The sequence below is a fragment of the Brochothrix thermosphacta DSM 20171 = FSL F6-1036 genome, from assembly GCF_036884295.1.
Taxonomy (GTDB): domain Bacteria; phylum Bacillota; class Bacilli; order Lactobacillales; family Listeriaceae; genus Brochothrix; species Brochothrix thermosphacta.
Genome location: NZ_CP145608.1, coordinates 144,248 through 159,279, shown reverse-complemented (window position 1 = coordinate 159,279; position 15,032 = coordinate 144,248). Strand labels below are relative to the sequence as shown.

9 protein-coding genes, 2 rRNA genes and 1 riboswitch are annotated in these 15,032 nt (G+C 42.6%); of the genes, 3 read left to right on the top strand and 8 right to left on the bottom strand.

Translation table 11 applies throughout. The features are described from left to right. Positions 1-82 precede the first annotated feature (82 nt). From V6S17_RS00830 to V6S17_RS00815, 4 genes are all read right to left on the bottom strand, one after another. A 23S ribosomal RNA gene (locus tag V6S17_RS00830) occupies positions 83-3,011 on the bottom strand. Between the two features lie 325 nt (positions 3,012-3,336). Next, positions 3,337-4,884: ribosomal RNA gene (locus V6S17_RS00825) — 16S ribosomal RNA — on the bottom strand. Together the 16S and 23S rRNA genes form the textbook arrangement of a ribosomal RNA operon. A 632-nt stretch (positions 4,885-5,516) precedes the next feature. Next, positions 5,517-7,331: a penicillin-binding transpeptidase domain-containing protein gene (locus V6S17_RS00820; protein ID WP_029091496.1), complete on the bottom strand. Its 1,815-nt coding sequence runs from the start codon at positions 7,329-7,331 to the stop codon at positions 5,517-5,519. A gap of 170 nt (positions 7,332-7,501) precedes the next feature. Continuing rightward, the gene (locus V6S17_RS00815; RefSeq protein ID WP_029091497.1) at positions 7,502-8,047 is read right to left on the bottom strand and encodes a biotin transporter BioY; all 546 of its coding nucleotides are present in this window, start codon (positions 8,045-8,047) and stop codon (positions 7,502-7,504) included. 136 nt (positions 8,048-8,183) lie between these two features. Further along, a riboswitch (TPP riboswitch) is annotated at positions 8,184-8,289 on the top strand. Between the two features lie 112 nt (positions 8,290-8,401). On the opposite strand from V6S17_RS00815, the gene V6S17_RS00810 reads away from it, so the two are divergent. Genes V6S17_RS00810 through V6S17_RS00800 form a run of 3 tightly spaced genes read left to right on the top strand, consistent with a single transcriptional unit; the run spans position 8,402 to position 11,107 of the window. Continuing rightward, entirely contained in the window at positions 8,402-8,977 is a 576-nt protein-coding gene (locus V6S17_RS00810) for an ECF transporter S component (RefSeq protein ID WP_029091498.1), read from the top strand. Next, positions 8,964-10,358 carry an ABC transporter ATP-binding protein gene (locus tag V6S17_RS00805; RefSeq protein WP_051457428.1) on the top strand — a complete coding sequence of 465 codons (1,395 nt, stop codon included), beginning with the start codon at positions 8,964-8,966 and terminating at the stop codon, positions 10,356-10,358. Before V6S17_RS00810 ends, V6S17_RS00805 begins: the two co-directional genes overlap by 14 nt. Positions 10,359-10,360: 2 nt before the next feature. Continuing rightward, positions 10,361-11,107 carry an energy-coupling factor transporter transmembrane component T family protein gene (locus V6S17_RS00800; RefSeq protein ID WP_036027287.1) on the top strand — a complete coding sequence of 249 codons (747 nt, stop codon included), beginning with the start codon at positions 10,361-10,363 and terminating at the stop codon, positions 11,105-11,107. A 38-nt stretch (positions 11,108-11,145) separates the two neighbouring features. Here V6S17_RS00800 and V6S17_RS00795 read toward each other — a convergent pair whose 3' ends face one another. The 4 genes from V6S17_RS00795 to V6S17_RS00780 form a co-directional block, all read right to left on the bottom strand. After that, a complete protein-coding gene (locus tag V6S17_RS00795; protein ID WP_029091499.1) occupies positions 11,146-11,358 on the bottom strand; it encodes a hypothetical protein in 213 nt (70 codons plus the stop codon). A gap of 13 nt (positions 11,359-11,371) precedes the next feature. Next, positions 11,372-12,217, bottom strand: a complete 846-nt coding sequence (locus tag V6S17_RS00790) for a MurR/RpiR family transcriptional regulator (RefSeq protein WP_029091500.1) — start codon at positions 12,215-12,217, stop codon at positions 11,372-11,374. Positions 12,218-12,256: 39 nt separating this feature from the next. Next, the gene (locus V6S17_RS00785) at positions 12,257-13,303 is read right to left on the bottom strand and encodes a MupG family TIM beta-alpha barrel fold protein (protein ID WP_029091501.1); all 1,047 of its coding nucleotides are present in this window, start codon (positions 13,301-13,303) and stop codon (positions 12,257-12,259) included. A 277-nt stretch (positions 13,304-13,580) separates the two neighbouring features. Then, the gene (locus V6S17_RS00780) at positions 13,581-15,029 is read right to left on the bottom strand and encodes a PTS transporter subunit EIIC (RefSeq protein ID WP_029091502.1); all 1,449 of its coding nucleotides are present in this window, start codon (positions 15,027-15,029) and stop codon (positions 13,581-13,583) included. Between the last annotated feature and the right edge of the window lie 3 nt (positions 15,030-15,032).

Sequence of the window (15,032 nt, the reverse complement as noted above, 5' to 3'; positions counted from 1 at the left end):
TGCACTCTCAAAACTGAATACTTATTGATATAGAAAGAATTTGCGACAACCAATCGTCATTTTCGCTTTTTTAAAAATTAATAAGGTTAAGTCCTCGACCTATTAGTATTCGTCCGCTCCATACATTGCTGTACTTCCACTCCGAACCTATCAACCTGATCGTCTCTCAGGGGTCTTACTCACATAAAGTGATGGGAAATCTCATCTCGAGGGGGGCTTCACGCTTAGATGCTTTCAGCGTTTATCCCTTCCACACATAGCTACCCAGCGATGCTCCTGGCGGAACAACTGGTACACCAGCGGTGTGTCCATCCCGGTCCTCTCGTACTAAGGACAGCTCCTCTCAAATTTCCTGCGCCCGCGACGGATAGGGACCGAACTGTCTCACGACGTTCTGAACCCAGCTCGCGTACCGCTTTAATGGGCGAACAGCCCAACCCTTGGGACCGACTACAGCCCCAGGATGCGATGAGCCGACATCGAGGTGCCAAACCTCCCCGTCGATGTGGACTCTTGGGGGAGATAAGCCTGTTATCCCCGGGGTAGCTTTTATCCGTTGAGCGATGGCCCTTCCATGCGGAACCACCGGATCACTAAGCCCGACTTTCGTCCCTGTTCGACTTGTAGGTCTCACAGTCAAGCTCCCTTGTGCCTTTACACTCTGCGAATGATTTCCAACCATTCTGAGGGAACCTTTGGGCGCCTCCGTTACTCTTTAGGAGGCGACCGCCCCAGTCAAACTGCCCATCTGACACTGTCTCCCACCCCGATAAGGGGTGCGGGTTAGAATGGTCATGTCACAAGGGTAGTATCCCACCAACGCCTCCTCCGAAGCTAGCGCTCCGGAATCTAAGGCTCCTACCTATCCTGTACAAGTGACACAAACATTCAATATCAGATTGCAGTAAAGCTCCACGGGGTCTTTCCGTCCTGTCGCGGGTAACCTGCATCTTCACAGGTACTATAATTTCACCGAGTCTCTTGTTGAGACAGTGCCCAAATCGTTACACCTTTCGTGCGGGTCGGAACTTACCCGACAAGGAATTTCGCTACCTTAGGACCGTTATAGTTACGGCCGCCGTTTACTGGGGCTTCAATTCGCACCTTCGCTTGCGCTAAGCACTCCTCTTAACCTTCCAGCACCGGGCAGGTGTCAGCCCATATACGTCATCTTACGATTTTGCATAGACCTGTGTTTTTGGTAAACAGTCGCTTGGGCCTATTCACTGCGGCTCTCTCAGGCTTTCACCTTAATAGAGCACCCCTTCTCCCGAAGTTACGGGGTCATTTTGCCGAGTTCCTTAACAAGAGTTCTCTCGCTCACCTTAGGATTCTCTCCTCATCTACCTGTGTCGGATTGCGGTACGGGCAGTCATTAACTAACTAGAGGCTTTTCTTGGCAGTGTGGAATCAGAACCTACGGCACTAGGTGCCACCACATCACAACTCAGCTTACACGGAAAGCGGATTTGCCTACTTCCCTGCCTAATTGCTTGTACATGCATATCCATCAGCATGCGTTCGTATCCTCCTGCGTCCCCCCATCGCTCAAACATTAATGACTGGTACAGAAATATCAATCTGTTGTCCATCGCCTACGCCTATCGGCCTCAGCTTAGGTCCCGACTAACCCTGGGCGGACGAGCCTTCCCCAGGAAACCTTAGATATTCGGTGGACGGGATTCTCACCCGTCTTTCGCTACTCATACCGGCATTCTCACTTCTAAGCACTCCACCAGTCCTCTCGGTCTGACTTCACTGTCCTTAGAACGCTCTCCTACCACGGACATCTTAGATGTCCATCCACAGTTTCGGTAATACGTTTAGCCCCGGTACATTTTCGGCGCGGTGTCACTCGACTAGTGAGCTATTACGCACTCTTTAAATGGTGGCTGCTTCTGAGCCAACATCCTAGTTGTCTAAGCAATACTACATCCTTTTCCACTTAACGTATATTTAGGGACCTTAACTGGTGGTCTGGGCTGTTTCCCTCTCGACAATGGATCTTATCACTCACTGTCTGACTCCCGAGTATAAGTCGATGGCATTCGGAGTTTATCTGAATTCAGTAACCCTAGATGGGCCCCTAGTTCAAACAGTGCTCTACCTCCATGACTCTCAACCTCGAGGCTAGCCCTAAAGCTATTTCGGAGAGAACCAGCTATCTCCAGGTTCGATTGGAATTTCTCCGCTACCCACACCTCATCCCCGCAATTTTCAACTTACGTGGGTTCGGACCTCCAGTAAGTTTTACCTTACCTTCATCCTGGACATGGGTAGATCACCTGGTTTCGGGTCTACGCCTACTAACTAATTCGCCCTATTCAGACTCGCTTTCGCTGCGGCTCCGTCTTATCAACTTAACCTTGCTAGTAAACGTAACTCGCCGGTTCATTCTACAAAAGGCACGCTATCACCCATTAACGGGCTTTAACTACTTGTAGGCACACGGTTTCAGGAACTATTTCACTCCCCTTCCGGGGTTCTTTTCACCTTTCCCTCACGGTACTGGTACACTATCGGTCACTAGGGAGTATTTAGCCTTACGGGATGGTCCCCGTGGATTCCGACGGGATTTCTCGTGTCCCGCCGTACTCAGGATCCACTCTGGAGAGAAACGCTTTTCGTTTACGGGACTGTTACCCTCTTTGGTTAACCTTTCCAGGTTACTCAACTAAACGTTTCTTTTGTAACTCCGTGTAGAGTGTCCTACAACCCCAAAGAGCAAGCTCTTTGGTTTGGGCTGTTTCCGTTTCGCTCGCCGCTACTTAGGAAATCGATTTTTCTTTCTCTTCCTGCAGGTAATAAGATGTTTCAGTTCCCTGCGTCTGCCGTCAACAACCTATGTATTCAGTTGAAGACACTATGCGATCAAGCATAGTAGGTTTCCCCATTCGGAAATCTCTGGATCAAAGCTTACGTACAGCTCCCCAAAGCATATCGGTGTTAGTCCCGTCCTTCATCGGCTCCTAGTGCCAAGGCATTCACCGTGCGCCCTTTCTAACTTAACCTTCAGGTTTACAATGTCTTTCGATGTAAGATGACTCCTACACTTCAATGGTTGTATTCCTTTACCTTGCCTCCGAAGAGGCAAAGTTCGACATGATGAACACATGTCTGGTTGATCGTGCGATACGATCTGATGATTATAAATCACCTAAAATGAGTCTCGGTTGTTACTTGGTCTTTCTATTTAATATCAATTAGTATTCAGTTTTCAAAGAACAAATTTTTATAGAGAAGATTGACTTCTCAAAACTAAATGAACGCTAGACATAACATATAACAATTAATTTGTAACATTATCACATCCGAAGATGTGTTCCTATTCCTTAGAAAGGAGGTGATCCAGCCGCACCTTCCGATACGGCTACCTTGTTACGACTTCACCCCAATTATCTATCCCACCTTAGACGGCTAGCTCCCGAAGGTTACCAAACCGGCTTTGGGTGTTACAAACTCTCGTGGTGTGACGGGCGGTGTGTACAAGGCCCGGGAACGTATTCACCGTAGCATGCTGATCTACGATTACTAGCGATTCCGGCTTCATGCAGGCGAGTTGCAGCCTGCAATCCGAACTGAGAATAATTTTATGGGATTGGCTCCACCTCGCGGCTTCGCGACCCTTTGTATTATCCATTGTAGCACGTGTGTAGCCCAGGTCATAAGGGGCATGATGATTTGACGTCATCCCCACCTTCCTCCGGCTTACACCGGCAGTCACTTTAGAGTGCCCAACTAAATGCTGGCAACTAAAATCAAGGGTTGCGCTCGTTGCGGGACTTAACCCAACATCTCACGACACGAGCTGACGACAACCATGCACCACCTGTCACTTTGTCCCCGAAGGGAAAGTTCTGTCTCCAGAATGGTCAAAGGATGTCAAGACCTGGTAAGGTTCTTCGCGTTGCTTCGAATTAAACCACATGCTCCACCGCTTGTGCGGGCCCCCGTCAATTCCTTTGAGTTTCAACCTTGCGGTCGTACTCCCCAGGCGGAGTGCTTAATGCGTTAACTGCAGCACTAAGGGGCGGAAACCCCCTAACACTTAGCACTCATCGTTTACGGCGTGGACTACCAGGGTATCTAATCCTGTTTGCTCCCCACGCTTTCGCGCCTCAGCGTCAGTAACAGACCAGAGAGCCGCCTTCGCCACTGGTGTTCCTCCAAATATCTACGCATTTCACCGCTACACTTGGAATTCCACTCTCCTCTTCTGTCCTCAAGTCTCCCAGTTTCCAATGACCCTCCCCGGTTGAGCCGGGGGCTTTCACATCAGACTTAAGAGACCGCCTGCGCGCGCTTTACGCCCAATAATTCCGGACAACGCTTGCCACCTACGTATTACCGCGGCTGCTGGCACGTAGTTAGCCGTGGCTTTCTGGTTAGATACCGTCAAGGGGTGAACAGTTACTCTCACCCATGTTCTTCTCTAACAACAGAGCTTTACGACCCGAAGGCCTTCTTCGCTCACGCGGCGTTGCTCGGTCAGACTTTCGTCCATTGCCGAAGATTCCCTACTGCTGCCTCCCGTAGGAGTTTGGGCCGTGTCTCAGTCCCAATGTGGCCGATCACCCTCTCAGGTCGGCTATGGATCGTCGCCTTGGTAAGCCATTACCTTACCAACTAGCTAATCCAGCGCGGGTCCATCTCACAGTGACAGCCGAAACCGTCTTTCACTTGAACATCTTATGATGTTCAGCACATTCGGTATTAGCATCGATTTCTCGATGTTATCCCCAGCTGTGAGGCAGGTTACCCACGTGTTACTCACCCGTCCGCCACTAACTTCAAAAGAGCAAGCTCTTTATCCGTTCGTTCGACTTGCATGTATTAGGCACGCCGCCAGCGTTCGTCCTGAGCCAGGATCAAACTCTCGTTAAAAAGTGATAGTGTTTAAACCATCAAATGATCCTTAACTAGTTCGCTAGCTAAAAATTTGTTACTTGTTTGCGTTACGAAATTAATTGGTTAAACTCCGAAGAGTTTAAGCATATAATATGTCTTTTCGTTCATTCAGTTTTCAAAGGTCAATCGCCGTCAAACTCTTTTTGACAACTTCTTAATAATACTTCATTGCCGACATTATGTCAACAAGTTTTTATAATATTTTTTGAAGCAACAAAACTTTTTGTCTGATGCAACTTTTACAGTATAGCATGCTAATCTCTTTCGTGTCAAGGCGTTTTTAACATTCAGTTATACGACTTAATCACAGTTGAAAACTTGCTTTTCTGTTTGATGCAACTTTTATATAATATAACAGATACTGTATTAAGTCAACACTTTATCATCTTTTTCTTTTTAAGAATACAAAGTACATTGTAAAAAACATCTAACAGCCACTCTAAGCTAGATAAATCCATTAAAAACCGACAATTACCTACCTTAAGATGAACGACTATGATTGTTGTTAAACCAGCATTAACTCAGTAATAATGATCCACTAAAAGTATTTCTCTTCTATATAAAGCGACAAAGAGTATTCTCTTTATTCGAGAATACTCTTTGTTTAATTAATTATAATATTCTTCCAAAACTTTTTTCACTTGTTTTATAAGATGATGACTTGGTTTTTTATCGCTACCTTCTAATATACCTGCTAATACATACTCTTTTTTATCTGCGTCCAAAACAACCAAGCTAGAATTTTCGGAACCTTTACTGTCTTGAGTCAATTTACCCACTTCAGCCGTCCCCGTCTTAGCAGCTAATCTATGGCCTGAAATTCGCAACTCATGCGCAGTACCTTGCGAATCAGACACCACTGCTTCTAAATCTTTCATGACTATGTTTGCTGTTTCCTCAGATATGGCATTTGTTTCTGGGCTCTTCTCTGTTGTTTTCATCAATTGTGGTTCTATAAGCTTACCGCTGTTCGCAAAAGGAGTATAACTACGCGCTAACTGGATAGGTGACATTAATACTTGCCCTTGTCCATAAGAAGTGTCCGCCAGAAGCACCTCACTTTTCAAACCATCTGTTGAGAGTTGTGGCGCCTTTGTCTCAAGCGGGAATTTATCCTCTCCATTGAAACCAAATTGTTCCATTTTTGAAGTAAATGCTTTCTGCCCCATTTTTATAGCTTGTTGTGCAAAGTAAATATTATCTGAGTATACGAGTGCCTTCTTAAGATCGACAGGATTAACATCACTTACTCGTGTTACTTTATAATCGCCCCAATCGCTGCTTGCTTGCCACTTCAATCCCTTAATATTCAATTCCTCATCTGGAATCAATGTCCCGTGCTCTATCCCTGCACTAGCCGTCAATGCTTTGAAAGTAGAAGCTGGTTCATAACGGACAGTTAAACGATTTAATAATGGTTTTTTGTCAGCATCATTGTATGCCTCCCACTGAGTAGCACTTAAACCTTTAACAAAGTCGTTTGGATTATATGACGGCGTACTGATTGCTGCCATCACTTCACCCGTTTGTGGATTAAGCATTGTCACTGCTGCTTTATCATTTGCAAACGCAGCATAATAAGCCTTTTGCAACTTACTATCAATTGTTGTAGTGAAATCCTTACCATTCTTGGTTTCTTTCAATTGTAGTTCAGCACGTTCTTTTCCATCCTCTTTAACGATACTAATTTTCCCTCCACGTTCACCACGTAGTTCTTTGTCAAAGGTTTCTTCTAAACCGGCAGCTCCAATCACATCATGCTCACCTAACAAAGGATTATCTTTAATATCATCTGCTGTTACAGGACGAACATAACCCGTTATCGCTGAATCCGCTGCTCCTAATTCATAATTTCGTATTCCTTCATCATTGTCTTTCGCTAATGGCGCATCATCTTTATCACTAATCGTCCCTCTAACTGGAGAGAACGTTTCAATGTGTAATTTGTCACCTTTTTTCATTTCCGGAAAAATTAAACTTGTGAGCCATTTAACCTTCCATTCATTATTATCTGATACAAATTTGACAGTATAACGCTTAACGGGTAATGAACCAAGAGTTGTTGTCATCTTCATATCATAAGAAAACGAGTAACTATCATCAGCTTCATCGTAGCTAACTTCATCTGCCTTAATGTTCGTAATCGTAGCATTAATACCTTCATAAATATTAGTGTATTTTGTTACCAATTCTTTTTCGTCTAAACCTTCAGCTTTAATGCTATCATTGGATAATAGTGTTGTTAACTTCTTAAAATCTTTTGACTGCAAACTTTTCACATAATTATTAGCAACAGTCTGAACAGCTGCTAATTTTTCTCGTTCGGCCTTAGCATTTTGATACTTTTTCACACCAAAAACACTCGCTACCAAAACCAATGCAACAATCACACCGCCCACAACAAGCCATTTTTTTCTTGTCATATCGTTCTCCTTTTATTGACGTATTTTATAAAATTTTATCAATTTATATCTGGCACTAACACTCATACACTAATTATTAACTTACAGTCATTATAACACTTCTAATTGATTATTCCAGAAACAACAAAAAGCCCTATATCGCTAACCATAGCCGATATAGGACTTTTTTATTAGGCTCTTAACTTGTAGCGTAAATTTTTGGGTAATCGTTGTAAAATGATAACGCTCAATATCGCTTTTAGTAAATCACCTGGAATAAATACCAAGTTCGATAAGAATGCAGCTTTTAAAGGCATACCCGTAACAAAGTGTAAACCAATTGCTCCAAATGAATCGATGACTAGCACCCCAGCTATAACAGTCACTGCGAACAACCGAAGAAATGAGGGCTTTTCGCCTAACTTACCACTCCACCAGCCAATTAAAAAAGCAGCGATTGGATAAGCAATTATATAACCAGCAGTTGGGCTGTAAAACAACGCGAACCCACCACGACCTCCTGCCAAAACAGGTAAACCTACTGCAACAAGCAGCAACAATAACAATACTGCGATAGTACCGTTCCGCTTACCTAATAACAATCCTGCTAATAAGACACCCATGCTTTGTACTGCAATTGGAACGGGTATGATTCCTATCGTGATCGGTGGTATAAATCCTAAAATAATAAGTACTGCTATCATTATCCCTATAAATGCAATTGAATGTGTTTTCATCTGAATCTCCCCTATTCCTCGAATAAGTAAATTTTAACTTTCCTCACCAACAATGTCAACCTTTTATTTTAAAAGTTAACAAAAGAGCGGCGTTTGCTAATGTGAAACGTCTGTGTTATATTTTAACCAACTTATATTTATCCACTAGGGGTGCTATTCATTTAGCTGAGATAGACGGTATGTCTAATCCCTTTGAACCTGATTTGGTTAATACCAGCGTAGGAAAGTGGAAACGTCTATTTATTATAAAGGTTAAGTCTGTACCTTTAACACGTTTCGCTTACAACCCTGGTTTTGGGTAATGTAAACGGGGCTTTTTTTATGCCCTAAAATAAGATAAAAGGGGAGATTCAGATGAAAAAGACACTCACATTAAAGGATACCTTGGTAGCGATTGTCATTGCATTAGTGTTCGGGATTATTTATAAAGTAGGTACGATTCCTTATGATTTATTAAAACCCTTTGGTTTACAATTGGAACAAGTGATTTATGGGTTTTGGTTCATGGCCGGGCCATTTGCAATGTTAATTATCCGCAAACCTGGTGTAGCCTTAATAGCAGAAGCAGCTGCGGCGCTAATTGAAACATTTTTAGCAGGAGGTATGGGGATGCAAAGTTTTGTTTACGGTATTGGTCAAGGACTTGCTTGTGAACTCATCTTTTTGATGACGCGTTACCGTCGTTTCACATTAGATACGGCTATTATATCAGGCTTACTAGCTTGCCTTGCTTCTTTCTTAATTGACTGGCCATATGGTTACCTCGCTGTTCAACCTTGGGCTTTGACTCTTATCATTGTTTTCCGCTTCATTGGTACAATCATCATTACCGGTTTCTTAACTTACTACCTTGCTAAAGCAATGGAGAAAACAGGTGTTGCTCAAATGGTACGTCCCATCACAAAGGATGACTACGATGCTCTCAAATAACGAGTATGGCACAAAAAATCTACGACTGTTATTTCCAGGTATGAAAGAAGCGTTTCTTAAAAATCTGGATTTTTCTTATACAAGCGGTGAAAAAATCTTAGTTTTAGGCCCTAGTGGTGCTGGTAAATCCACCTTACTCGAAGTATTAGCTGGGCTTATTCCAACCATTATTGATGTCCCTGCTAAATGGGATGATTTACGTGTCCCTGATAACACCGCGTATTTCTTTCAAGATCCTGATGCGCAATTCAACATGCCTTACACGGATGAAGAAATTGCGTTCGTATTTGAAAATCAACAAATTCCCTCAGCAGAGATGCCGGAGCGTATTGCTCATTACATGGCACTTGCTAACGTTACAACGGATACACATACCGCCATCAATAAATTGTCAGGCGGAATGAAGCAACGTTTGCAATTAGCGAGTTTATTAGCTCTGAAAAGTGATTTCTACTACCTAGATGAACCCACAGCAATGCTTGACCCTGAAGCAACACAGTATTTTTGGGAACAAATGAAACAGCTCACTCAGCAACAAACGGTCATCGTAGTGGAACATAAGATTACCGAAATTATCGATTATGTCTCGCGCATAGTCATTATGTCAGAAGATGGCTCCATTATAGCGGATGGACCTACTGCTGAAATTTTGACAACACATACAGACTATCTGCACGATGCCGGGATTTGGCACCCTGAAAGTTGGACACTTGCTCCAAAATTCGAGCGTATTCCTATCGCATCTCCTGAAAATTTACTCACCGCTTCACAGTTCAAAGTAAAACGAAAAAAACAAACAGTGGTTTCCCTAGATAACCTCACTGTTCAAACGGGGGATTGGCTTTGTATTTCCGGGGAGAACGGCTCAGGGAAATCCACCTTGTTAGAAGGACTTCGCGGCTTGCTTAAAACAAGCGGAAAACTCACTTTCCCAAATGGTTCACAAGAAACAACGGGCTTCGTCTTCCAAAATCCTGATTATCAATTTGTATGTGATACAGTAAAAGAGGATTTGGCCTTTGGCTTACAATTCGAAAAACTCACTGAAGAGGCTAAAGAGGAACGTATCCTCGCCTATTTAGACTATTTCAGCCTGACGGCACGCCAAGCAATTCATCCGCTCTCATTATCAATGGGGCAAAAACGACGTTTAAGCGTTGCTTCAAGCGTTATTACAGAACCACAACTATTATTACTAGATGAACCCACTTTTGGTCAAGATGCCCGTAATACCTTCCGCTTGATTGAGAGTCTAGAACATTGGCGCAAAAAAGGCATGGCCATCCTAATGATTACCCATGAGCCAGAAATCATCGAGCGTTACGCAACAGGTGTGATCAATGTCAAAGATGGTATCGCTACTGTAAAAGGAGGGGTTTGACGATGGTAACTGAAACAGCTTTCTTTCGCCGTGTAAATCCGGCCTATAAGTTTTTAATTTTCTTTATCATCACATTATTAACGATTTTTTTACGTGATGTGACTCTCTTAGCTGCTTTATCTGGTTGTGCTTTATTGGTATATCTCATCTTTTCGCCCTTAACTTTAAAATGGAAGGTAGGCTTATTATTACCCTTTGTTCTTTTAGCATTTTTCAGTGGTATTACCGTCATTCTCTTTGGCCTTGGAGATGATGTGTTATTTCAATTTTTATGGTGGCGCATTTCTAGTGAAAGTTTAGCTCACGGAACGATGATTATCTTACGTACATTGTTTTTCTCATTAATCGGGTTGTCATTCGCTACAACGACGAACCCTGTTTTATTCTTTTATTCAGCGATGCAACAATTCAAAGTCCCTACCTTTATTGCATATAGTTTCCTCACAGTCTTTCGATTGATTCCTATCATGGCAGAAGAGATTACGATTTTAAATAAAGCAATGCGTGTGCGTGGCGTTTCTCGTATTAAGGGGCCCCGTGGTGTTTGGGAAAAAATGAAACGTTACAGCATTACCATGTTATCTCAATCAATTCGCAGAGCCTTTCGAATCTCAGTCGCCATGTCAGCAAAAAAATTCACGACTGGCCCACGTACGTTTTATTACACAACGACTTTTTCACGCGTTGACGTTTATTATACGTTACTATGGCTAGCTATTATCGGCGGATGTTTATTCTTCTTCAATTAAAAAAGCAGTAAACCGTGTGTACGATTTACTGCTTGAATTCACTCTGATGCATCCTCTGTTTTTGAGGGTGCATTTTTTGTTCTATGATAGTTTCTAATCAACACAAAGATATACACGATGCAGATAACAACCCACGTAATGGCAATCCAACGATAAAAAGGTTCTGTATTCAGCCATGCTACGATGGTAAAAAGGATCGCCATCAACGCCCAATAAAACACTTTCAGCTGCATACTTCTTTTAGTTTTCATTTTGATCATCCTCTCATTTTAAATCGGCAATAGTTCCGCGCGTTTCCTGTAACAGCTGTTGTGTACGTGCAATATCCTTAGCTGCGTATACATAAAAGAGCGAATCAACAATAAACATTTGCGCCGTTCTTGAACTCGTTGCTGCACTCCTTAAAAGGGCTTCTGGCGCATGAGATGTTTGTAATACATGATCTACTTCACGATTTAGCGTATTGCTACCAAATCCTGTTAACGAAACTGTTTGTATCCCATTAAATTTAGCAATATCGCGCAACTTGATGACTTCTCTTGTCTCACCACTGTATGAGATACCAAAGAACATCGCTTTCTTAGGCGCTGTCGTCATAATGGTTGCCATTAAATGGGTATCTTGTACCGCATAAACATGTTTACCTAATCGTAACCATTTTTGCATAAAGTCTTCTGCTACGAGCCAAGAAGCTCCGATACCAAATATAAATATCGTCTCCGCTTCAACCATCTTATCCGCTATCGTTTGAAGCTGCTTCACATCAACCATGGCAAGTGTATCTTCTAACGTTTGAATGGTATTGGCTTTTAACTTACGTATAAGGATATCGGGGGCTTCATCTGAACGGATGTCATAGTAACCTGTCATCTTATCCTGACCACTTTCAGCAGACAAGGCCATCTTTAACTCAGGTACGCCCTTCAATCCCATCGAACGACAAAAACGCACCACTGATGCAGGACTGGTTTGTGCTTGTTTTGCAATTTCCTGCGTTGATAGTTGTGCAATCGCATGGCCTTTATCCAGAATAAGCTGCGCCACCTGTTGTTCCACTTTAGATAGCTTGCTTAGATTCATTTCTATACGATGACTGATTAACCCACTCATCCATTCTCCCCCGTTCTCTTCATTATTTCTATTCTATCACTATCGTACGACACATGTGAAGCGAGAGTTTGGCTTATTCACATAGCGCAATAGTACATGTTCTTCCATTACTACTCTACCCACAACATTCACCTTCTCATCCGCTAACAAATCACCGAGTATAATTTGTAATTCACCTTCATACCTTAAATAAGCAGCGTTATCAATCGTAACACTTCCTCGTAAACGTTCCTGACAGTTAGCAGGTGCTATTGGATGATAATGGTTAGAAAATTCAATGCGACTATTTGCTGCTCGGATGACATCGCGTGCCACATCACGTCTCACTTGATAAACAGGTGATAACCAATCCACGGTATTTTCTAAAACGGTCACATGTAACTGGATAATGCGTTCATTAAACCATTTCTTAAACTGTACTAATGTTGATTCAGCTAAACTCAAATCACCAATTAAAACCGTATCGATACCAATATCTAGCAGATTGAAGTACTGCGCCAATGGATGCAGGTCACGATGTGCTTCTAATGTTGGCAAACCAGCAAAAATCGGCCCTCTTTGTTGACCATCTCCTTGAATAAATGCACCTGTTGTTAAACCATGGCTTTTGATGAAGCTCGTATGCGCTCTCACTGCCTCACGTGCCAATCCCGTTTCAGGACGTGGGTAATAATTATACCAGGCACTTAAGTTTTCAAATACAGCCTGTTCCGCTGTTAGTTCGGCTAAATCAGCAGCCGTTAAGGTACTGGCATTCAAAATAATTTGCCATCGTTGTGTCATCCCCGCAATTTGTCTCATTGTCACGCCATCATCAATCCTTAAACCAGTGAATCCCCATGATGCTAAATCCGCTTCAGTATAACGTTCAAATGTTGCGGGCGATACGTCAGCTATCCATTGTAACTGCTGCTCTTTCATACAGTCACCTAGCTCTTTTATAACAGCTGTTAAATCACGGTCCCTTTCTTCAGGCATTTGTAACGAAGTAAACACGTAACGACTACCTGCGGTTGACATCTGTTTAATCAAACGCTTATTTTCTGCGATACTTTGTTCTGTTAATGATACTAAAAAACCCAACATATTATCACTCCTTAAAATAAAAGAGCAGACTGTTATTAGCAGTCTGCTTGAGACTGAAGATAAACACTGTTCCAGGTCGTCACTTCTTGCTTGCTTGGGATTACGTACCATTAGTACGCGCACCGTCACTCGCTCGTTGTTCCTACTATAACAGCATTTCTATTCAGCCTTCTCATATCGTAGTCAAAGTCGTTTAAATCATCTGCAAAGAAAAAAGAAGCTTTTCGATACTTTGTCTACAATCTGGAACAGACTTTTATTAGCAGTCTGCTTTTCTCTAGTCTTCATCAATCGCTTCCATTGCTGATTTTGGTACACCAAAGAAATAGGTTAATACCATACCTGCAGCATAAGCAGCTAATAAGCCATAAATATAAATCATCCAATGACCTGTATTAATTAGCGGAATCAAGGCAACACCTGACGGTCCGATTGCAATTGAACCCACATTACCGAATAACCCAATCACAGCACCACCAATACCACCACCTAAACAAGCAGTAATAAATGGACGTCCTAATGGTAATGTTACACCATAGATGAGTGGCTCTCCAATCCCAAGCACACCAACTGGTAAAGCACCTTTAATGATGTTTGTTAACGGTTTATTTTTACGACATCTAACCCATAACGCAATTGCTGCACCAACTTGACCGGCACCTGCCATTGCAATAATCGGCAATAATGTTGTCATTCCTGTTTGAGCAATCATTTCGATATGAATCGGCGTTAACACTTGGTGTAAACCAAACATTACCATCGGTAAAAACAATACCGCTAACAAGAAGCCGGAAATTGCGCCACCTGTACCAATCACCCAGTTAATTGTTGTTAACAAACCATCTGAGATATAACCTGCGCCCGGCATAATCAAGAAGATTGTCGCCAGACCTGTCACAAGCAATGCAATCGTTGGTGTCACAATAATATCAATCGCATTAGGCACAAACGTACGTAACCCTTTTTCAATAAATGATAAGAGGTAAACAGCAAGTATTACACCAATTATCCCACCTTGACCAGCAATCAAAGGTTCATTTGTAAAGATATTTTGGATCGTTTGATCAGGTGTCACACCACTAAGCAAGACAACACCACCAATGACACCACCCAGAGGCAACGTCGCACCAAATTGTTTCGCTGCATTAATACCGACATAGATATTTAAGAAGGTAAACAATGCGTTTTTAATGACATTCAACACTAAAACGATTTGCTCCCATTGCATCCCATGAATTCGCTCTGCTACTAACATGTTCGAGATAATTGCACCAATACCCGCAATTAACCCCGCACCAACAAACGCTGGAATTAACGGAATGAAAATACCGGAAATTGTCGCTAAAATACGTTTAAATCGTCCGTTGCCGCCTTTTTTATATTTCGCTTTATTTTCTGAAGCTAAGGCTTCTACTTTTTCACGATTACTGCCACCGCTTGTGTGCGTATTCCCCGTTGGAATCTCAGCACCCAATTCCACGCCCGTCATATCCGTCATCGCTTTCGCAACTTTGTTAACCGTACCAGGACCCACGATGATTTGAATGGTATCTTCTTCAACAACACCCATCACACCTTTTACTTGTTTCAAGGCATCCATTTGGACTTGATCGTTATCACGCAAACTCAAACGCACACGTGTCATACAGTGATTGACAACTCTAATATTTTCAAGGCCACCAATTTGCCCTAAAATCCGTTGTGCTAATTCTGTTTCTTTACTCATTAT

Bases quoted from the DNA above. Each gene is read 5' to 3' on its own strand.
- V6S17_RS00820 (WP_029091496.1), bottom strand. From the start codon at position 7,331: ATGACAAGAAAAAAATGGCTTGTTGTGGGCGGTGTGATTGTTGCATTG.
- V6S17_RS00815 (WP_029091497.1), bottom strand. From the start codon at position 8,047: ATGAAAACACATTCAATTGCATTTATAGGGATAATGATAGCAGTACTT.
- V6S17_RS00810 (WP_029091498.1), top strand. From the start codon at position 8,402: ATGAAAAAGACACTCACATTAAAGGATACCTTGGTAGCGATTGTCATT.
- V6S17_RS00805 (WP_051457428.1), top strand. From the start codon at position 8,964: ATGCTCTCAAATAACGAGTATGGCACAAAAAATCTACGACTGTTATTT.
- V6S17_RS00800 (WP_036027287.1), top strand. From the start codon at position 10,361: ATGGTAACTGAAACAGCTTTCTTTCGCCGTGTAAATCCGGCCTATAAG.
- V6S17_RS00795 (WP_029091499.1), bottom strand. From the start codon at position 11,358: ATGAAAACTAAAAGAAGTATGCAGCTGAAAGTGTTTTATTGGGCGTTG.
- V6S17_RS00790 (WP_029091500.1), bottom strand. From the start codon at position 12,217: ATGAGTGGGTTAATCAGTCATCGTATAGAAATGAATCTAAGCAAGCTA.
- V6S17_RS00785 (WP_029091501.1), bottom strand. From the start codon at position 13,303: ATGTTGGGTTTTTTAGTATCATTAACAGAACAAAGTATCGCAGAAAAT.
- V6S17_RS00780 (WP_029091502.1), bottom strand. From the start codon at position 15,029: ATGAGTAAAGAAACAGAATTAGCACAACGGATTTTAGGGCAAATTGGT.